Below are 6,301 nucleotides of genomic sequence, written 5' to 3'. Positions count from 1 at the left end.
CATCCTCATACTCCTCAAAAGGAGCTTGAATCATGATATCTCTATCCGTGAAATCCTGAATCTCAACAAACCCTAGACCATCATGCCTTTGCCCGGCGGTTAGGCTGAGCCGAATTGGGAGACCCTGCGCGTCGACGAGCGCATGGATTTTGGTCGTGAGGCCGCCTCGCGAACGACCGAGACAGTTATCTAGATCCCCCTTTTTGCCGTCGCGGCCTGCTGGTGGACGCGAACGGAAGTACTGTCGATCATCTGGATATCGCCATCATGCACGGTGGTAATCGCGCCGATCATCCGATCCCAGACGCCGGACTTTCGCCATCGCACGAAGCGGTTGTAGCAGGTGGTGCGCGGGCCATAGCGCTCGGGAAGGTCACGCCAAGGCGCACCGGACCGCAACACCCAGAATATGCCGTTTAGCACACGGCGGTCGTCAACACGCGGTACGCCCCTTGGCTTGTTGGGTAACAATGGCTCCAGCACGCGCCATTCGAAATCGGTCAAATCGTATCGGCTCATGATCACCTTGAATCACCGATCCTTGCCATTTAAAAGCGATTTCTCGCGCTCCCCAATAGTCAAGTTCTCACCAATGCTCTACCTGTCAACAATAGAGGATACGTTTGAGCTCTCTGGCCGAAGCTCCATCGTCGTCGCGCCTGGCATACCGAAACACGGCGAGCGCGAATGGAAGATCACAGTCGGCGAGCCTGTCATGCTAGAAGCACCTGATGGGTCAACCCTTCACACCATTATCGGCGGCATTGAGATGCTTTCACCGCCAAATCCGGATTTCATTCCAATCATGTTGGGGCCGGGTGTGTCCAAACTGATGGTTCCAATCGGCACCAAAATCTGGGTGAACGAAACCGCGGCCTACTGAATCGTTTATGGGTTCACGACCAAGTATGCGAATGGCGATTCGATCGGCCAGAGCTGGGGCGACTGGGCTGTCTGGGGCGGCGTTGGCGTTCCGGTCAACGAAAAGCTGAAGTGGAACCTGCAGCTCGCCTATACCGACAACAAGACCTTCTCGGCAACCACGAACGTCAAGTGGAAGCCGGTCAAGAACCTGCTCATCGAGCCGGAAGTCACCTACACCAACTGGGATTCGATCAACGAAGACCAGTGGGCTGGCGTTCTCCGCTTCGAGCGTAGCTTCTAAGTTTGAGTTACCTCGCGCCGGGTATGGAGAAGCCCGGCGTTCCAATCCGTGGGGCTTCTTCCATCGATCGGTTGACCTCCGATCAAAGTAAAGGATCCGGCTTTCCCTCCGGATCCTTTTTTATTCAGCTTCGTCTTATCCATCCTGGGATCGGCTTGCGGGTGAAATGTTGCGTTCGGCCTGTTTAGCCGGTAGACCGGATTTCGGCCAAGTGGAAAAGAAGCCTTTTCCTCGGCGATGCGCTTGCAGACGGCAGCCCTGAGCTTGCCGTTGCAGGTCGAGATCCTGATCATATGTTTTGGAAACTCGAGCGTACTCCCTGTTAACTGGCCAAACAGCTTCCAATTGATAGTTGTCGCAGCCGTTCGCGGCGAGCCAGTATCATTCTCCAACTGGTCGTAGCCGGGATCATGCATCCGCCTCGACCGTCACATGGGAGGAGAAGCCGCGCTTGCCTGATCTTGTTCCCGATAAACTCGAACGAGATGCGATGGTGCTTGGTGCCATGGCAAACTCGAAGCGACTGCAAATGTTGTCGCTGCTCGTCGTGAAGGAATGGAGTGTCGGCGAACTGGCGAGAACGGTCGGGCTCAGTCAATCGGCCCTGTCCCAGCACCTCGGCAAGCTGCGCGCCACGAGATTGGTCGTAACACGCAAGGAGGCACAAACCGTTTACTATTCCTGCCTCTCCGACGAGGTTCGCCTGATTCTCTCGGCTCTGCACTTCCGCCTGAAAAAAAGGGGTAGGTTGAAAGTTCGTGCAAAAAGTTGTCGCAGGAGCAGTGTCCGTAAAAGGTTGAGCCGAAGCCATAGAAAACTCAATATTTTCAATATGCCAGATGACCTCCCTTTCCGTACGCGTCCGAGGTGGGCCGCCTTGTAGAAATTGTCGGATTTGGCACTGACTGTCCTTATTGACGTCAATAAGGACAGTGCGGCTATGGATCGAGTTGAGATTGTCGATACGGGTCGACGCCGTCGTTTTAGCAAAGAGATGAAGCTCCGGATTGTCGCGGAGAGCTATTCGGAACCTGGCTTGTGCGCGACGACGGCGCGGCGACATGGAATATCGCGTTCGCAGTTATATGAATGGCGGCGGCTCGCACGAGCGTGGCAACTGGATATTGCCTCGCCTGTCGGTGGCTTTGTCCCGGCGCTGCTTGTTCCAGAGGCAGAGCCAGCCGCAGGGTTATTGCCGAACGCTTGCCGGATGGAGGTTGTCAGCGCGAATGGTCGCCGTGTGATTGTGGACCGCGATGTCGACGTTGAAGCGCTGCTTCGGATCCTGCGCGGACTGGAGGCGCTGCGGTGAATCCGTTTCCGATGGGAACAGGGGTCAAGGTCTGGCTTTCGACGGGCTATACGGACATGCGCTGTGGCTTTCCCTCCCTGGCGCTTCGGGTGCAGGAGGTTCTGAAGCATGATCCCTTGTCAGGGCATCTCTTCGTCTTCCGGGGTCGCAGATCGGATATTTTGAAGATCATCTGGCATGATGGTCTGGGCGCCTGTCTTTTTACCCGGCGGCTGGAGAAGGGCCGGTTTATCTGGCCGAATATGGAGGGCGCCGCCGTCGCGATCTCGGCCGCACAGCTTTCTTATTTGCTCGACTACTCATAACAATACCCCTCCTTTTGAGGCTGATCTGCCCTTAGATCGAGCTGATGGATACGGTGGTCGCGTAGCTTGCGTATAGCCTGCAAGGCCGCTTGATCGTCAGGAAACAGGTAGCGACCAGCTGGATCATGGGACGTAAAAAGGTTGCCGCGCCGCAGTTGGGTGTAAATCCATTTCGGCGGGATGTGCAGTCGCGCAGCCAGCTCCATGACGGAAAGACGCCCTTCAACCTTGGGCCAGCGGCTGCGCGGCTGCATGATTTTGACGTTTTGACGAAGGCGGATGCCTTGGACCGTGCTTGGAAGAACGGCCGCGACACATCGCGGAGAGCGATGGCCTTCAGCGGTGAGGATGCGAGCGATCTCGTCGTCGTAAACGCCTCTAGCGGCCAGTTCGCAGATCCGTTGTTCCATCTCCTTTTTGCGCGGCAACGCGGTCAGACCATTGACGGGCATCATGACCATGAGTTCCGTTGTTGCGCCGCCGCGCCAAACGATACGGACCTCGACACGGTCAGGGGCGCCGCGGCGCATAACGACCTTGTCAATCAGGCAGCGCAGCAGCGCTTTGCGCTTTGCGCGCGGCGTCGCTGGATCGGCCCAGATCGCTGGCAACCGTCCTCCCAAGGCCACGACCTTTGCCTGCAAGCGACGATCGACGCCGGCGGGCTCAGGCAGTGAGACTGCATTCATGCGCTGCAGGGCCTCCTCGGCTTGCCTCAGTTCCAGTAGTGCCGTTTCCCAACGACGCTCCAGTTCGCTGGCCACCAGTCGATTATCTGGATCGACCCGGTTGAACTGCCGCTCGGCGAGAGATGCCTGGTAGCGCAGGCGCTGAACTTGCTGTTCTTGCGCATGATGCACCACCTCGTCTGCGTGTCGACGCATCTTACGTGCTCTTGCAAGCGCCTCAATCTCGGCCGGAGCCACCGCTTCGAGGAACGTGGCCGCGACTTGGCGGTCAATCGGGGCGGCCCGTAGGCATTGGCACTCTGGCGCATCATACTGCTGTCGCAGGTGGTTACAGACATACTGACTGCCGCCCCTGTAGCGCACAAACATCTTGTGTCCGCATTCCCCGCACCAAGTGATGCCGTGCAGGAGGGCGGCACCATCGCGAGGAACCCCGCGGCCCTTGATGCGCAGATAGTCGCTCCGGTTGTCGCGCAAGATGGCTTGGACCTTCTCGGAGATCTCCCAGTTCACATAGGCAGGATATTTGTCCTTCACGACAATTTTCCATTCCGACATCGGCATTGTCTTTTTCTGCACGCGCCCCGACGACCCCGCCGGCTGGCGCTTGCGACCATAGACGAATGCTCCGGCATAGGCCGGGTTCTTCAGCATGCTGGTTACCGCCGGAACCGTCGGCCGGAGGATATCGAGCGTGAGTGAGCGCGTGGTGATCGATCCGCCGACCGTCTGCGCATGCTGCGGCGGGTCGCGCCTGTCGAATCTGGGCGAGGACGTCACTGAGACGCTGGAGGAGATTCCGCGCCGGTTCAAAGTGATCGAGACGGTGCGTGAGAAATTTACCTGCCGTGACTGCGAGACAATCAGCCAGCCGCCGGCACCGTTCCATGCCACGCCGCGCGGCTTCATCGGTCCCCATCTGCTGGCGACGATCCTCTTCGATAAGTTCGGCATGCATAGTCCGCTCAACCGCCAGAGCACCCGGTTCAAATGCGAAGGCATCGAGCTTTCCACCTCGACGCTGGCTGACCAGGTCGGGTATGGAACGGCCGCTCTCATGCCGATCTTTGATCTGATCGAGGACCATGTCCTCGCAGCCGAGCGTCTTTTTGGCGATGACACCACCATTCCCATTCAGGCCAAGGAGAAATGCACGACCGGGCGCATATGGACTTACGTACGCGATGACCGGCCGTTCGGGGGCACAGCGCTGCCGGCGACCATATACTATGCTTCGAGTGATCAGTAGGGGCGCTGACTGCGTGGTGCGTCATCTCGCCGGGTTCAGCGGCATTCTGCAGGTCGACGGCTACTCGGCCTATACCAGTCTCGCCAAGACGCGTGCCAAAGACGGCAGCAATGAAACGATCCGGCTCGCAGGATGCTGGGCGCATCTTCGCCGCAAGTTTTACGACCTTCACATCAGTGGTGTCTCAAAAGCAGCAACGGACACGATCATCGCGATGACCGAGCTCTGGCGCATCGAGGATGAGGTCCGCGGTCGGGATGCCGACAGCCGCTCCATGCTGCGTCAGGAAAGATCTGCAACCATCGTCTCCGGCCTCTTTGATCTTTGGGAGAAGGAGCTGGGCAAGGTCTCTGGCAAGTCCAAGACCGCCGAAGCAATCCGTTACGGGCTCACCCGGCGCGAAGCACTGGAGCGTTTCCTGACGGACGGCCGGATCGAAATTGACTCCAATATCGTCGAGCGCGCGATCCGGCCCCAAACAATTACGAGAAAGAACAGTCTATTCGCCGGCAGCGAGGGCGGTGGACGCACTTGGGCGACGCTGGCCACGCTTCTCCAGACGGCCAAAATGAACAACGTCGATCCGCTCGACTGGCTTTCCCAGACCGTGACCCGCATCGCTCAAGGCTGGCCAGTATCCGAGCTCGAGGCACTTATGCCATGGAACTGCAAGCCTGACGCCATCGGCTAACCGCTTACTCTCTTGCCAATGAGTGTAACCCTGGAAATGAAAAGAACCCGCACCAGCTGGTCACTGATCGTACGGGTTCGATTCATGATCTAAGGAAAAGTGGGGTGGGCGAAAGCTCGCCCCATACTCCAGATCTCTATATAGCGTTTCCCACGGCATTTTCCAAGCACCGTTACGCCAACCATGCGGCCCGCACAACCCGCGCCCGAAAAAAGGCCCTGCGCCGTCGGGTAACGGGGCAGGGCCATGGGAGGGGAATAATAGACAAGTTCAGGGTCTTCCAACGACCCGACGATAGCGTCGGGGTGCGACAAAGGCCACTGGCGATGCGCATCCCGCCTATGTTATCCCCAGCTAAAGTACCGTGGGGTTGCCTCGGTGAATAATACGGCCTCTCACTGATTAGAACCCATTCGCCCATTCCCTGCGTCCGATGGACATGATGCGCCAAGGCTTGCACGGGAGATTCACATTCACTGCGGTTTGGGAGGGCCAAAGAGCCGACGTCAGAGAGGCTGCGTATTATTGGTTACAGGCCGTCCAGCAGGCGCAATCCCTTGAGATCTTCCGCGGTAATAACTTTCGACCAATTCTCGCAGGCAAAGAGCTTGCTTAGGATGATCCATGTCGCTGCCACACCACCAGCAGCTCCTGCGCCCCCTGCCAGCAATGCGATAATGATGAACTTGGCCACGGCGGCGCCTCTGCTTGTTGATGATTGCAATGTAGTCACAATGCTCAGCCTGACCGCCTGGTCTCGATCAAAGGCATCGGCGCGCGCTCTGCCGTATCTTACAAAGAGCGGCTGCTTTGGCACGAGCTGATCGAGCCGGCGCTTGTTCACTGTTTACACCGCCACCCTCCTTGCGAGCGCCGGCTGGTAGCTGAGC

At 58.1% G+C, this 6,301-nt stretch carries 6 protein-coding genes and 3 pseudogenes; 6 read left to right on the top strand and 3 right to left on the bottom strand.

The genetic code is table 11. The features are described 5' to 3' along the window. A pseudogene (locus ACPYOP_RS32345) lies at positions 1–519 on the bottom strand (IS5 family transposase); the annotation flags it as partial. Here ACPYOP_RS32345 and ACPYOP_RS32340 point away from each other — a divergent pair. The 5 genes and pseudogenes from ACPYOP_RS32340 to tnpB all read left to right on the top strand — a co-directional run bounded on the left by ACPYOP_RS32340 (position 518) and on the right by tnpB (position 2,782). After that, entirely contained in the window at positions 518–883 is a 366-nt protein-coding gene (locus ACPYOP_RS32340; RefSeq protein WP_481414283.1) for a hypothetical protein, read from the top strand. The pseudogene ACPYOP_RS32345 and the gene ACPYOP_RS32340 sit on opposite strands and share 2 nt — an antisense overlap. Further along, entirely contained in the window at positions 884–1,165 is a 282-nt protein-coding gene (locus ACPYOP_RS32335) for a porin (protein ID WP_481414284.1), read from the top strand. Between the two features lie 490 nt (positions 1,166–1,655). Then, positions 1,656–1,886: pseudogene (locus tag ACPYOP_RS32330) on the top strand (ArsR/SmtB family transcription factor); the annotation flags it as partial. 219 nt (positions 1,887–2,105) lie between these two features. Then, complete coding sequence (gene tnpA, locus ACPYOP_RS32325; RefSeq protein WP_283054914.1) at positions 2,106–2,477, top strand: IS66-like element accessory protein TnpA; 372 nt, start codon at positions 2,106–2,108, stop codon at positions 2,475–2,477. Beyond that, positions 2,474–2,782 carry an IS66 family insertion sequence element accessory protein TnpB gene (gene tnpB / locus ACPYOP_RS32320; protein WP_481414282.1) on the top strand — a complete coding sequence of 103 codons (309 nt, stop codon included), beginning with the start codon at positions 2,474–2,476 and terminating at the stop codon, positions 2,780–2,782. Before tnpA ends, tnpB begins: the two co-directional genes overlap by 4 nt. On the opposite strand, the gene ACPYOP_RS32315 is transcribed toward tnpB, so the two are convergent. Next, positions 2,773–4,125: a recombinase family protein gene (locus ACPYOP_RS32315; protein ID WP_481414281.1), complete on the bottom strand. Its 1,353-nt coding sequence runs from the start codon at positions 4,123–4,125 to the stop codon at positions 2,773–2,775. The two genes, tnpB and ACPYOP_RS32315, sit on opposite strands and share 10 nt — an antisense overlap. Before the next feature lie 46 nt (positions 4,126–4,171). On the opposite strand from ACPYOP_RS32315, the pseudogene tnpC reads away from it, so the two are divergent. Then, a pseudogene (gene tnpC, locus ACPYOP_RS32310) lies at positions 4,172–5,411 on the top strand (IS66 family transposase); the annotation flags it as partial. Between the two features lie 529 nt (positions 5,412–5,940). Here tnpC and ACPYOP_RS32305 read toward each other — a convergent pair. After that, complete coding sequence (locus tag ACPYOP_RS32305) at positions 5,941–6,255, bottom strand: hypothetical protein (RefSeq protein ID WP_481414280.1); 315 nt, start codon at positions 6,253–6,255, stop codon at positions 5,941–5,943. Between the last annotated feature and the right edge of the window lie 46 nt (positions 6,256–6,301).

This window comes from Rhizobium sp. KNZ2-6A (genome assembly GCF_056755475.1).
This window is presented reverse-complemented; position numbering and strand designations above follow the sequence as displayed.

Excerpts from the sequence above, each read along its gene's own strand:
- ACPYOP_RS32340 (WP_481414283.1), top strand. The coding sequence starts at position 518 with ATGATCACCTTGAATCACCGATCCTTGCCATTTAAAAGCGATTTCTCG.
- tnpA (WP_283054914.1), top strand. The coding sequence starts at position 2,106 with ATGGATCGAGTTGAGATTGTCGATACGGGTCGACGCCGTCGTTTTAGC.
- ACPYOP_RS32315 (WP_481414281.1), bottom strand. The coding sequence starts at position 4,125 with ATGCTGAAGAACCCGGCCTATGCCGGAGCATTCGTCTATGGTCGCAAG.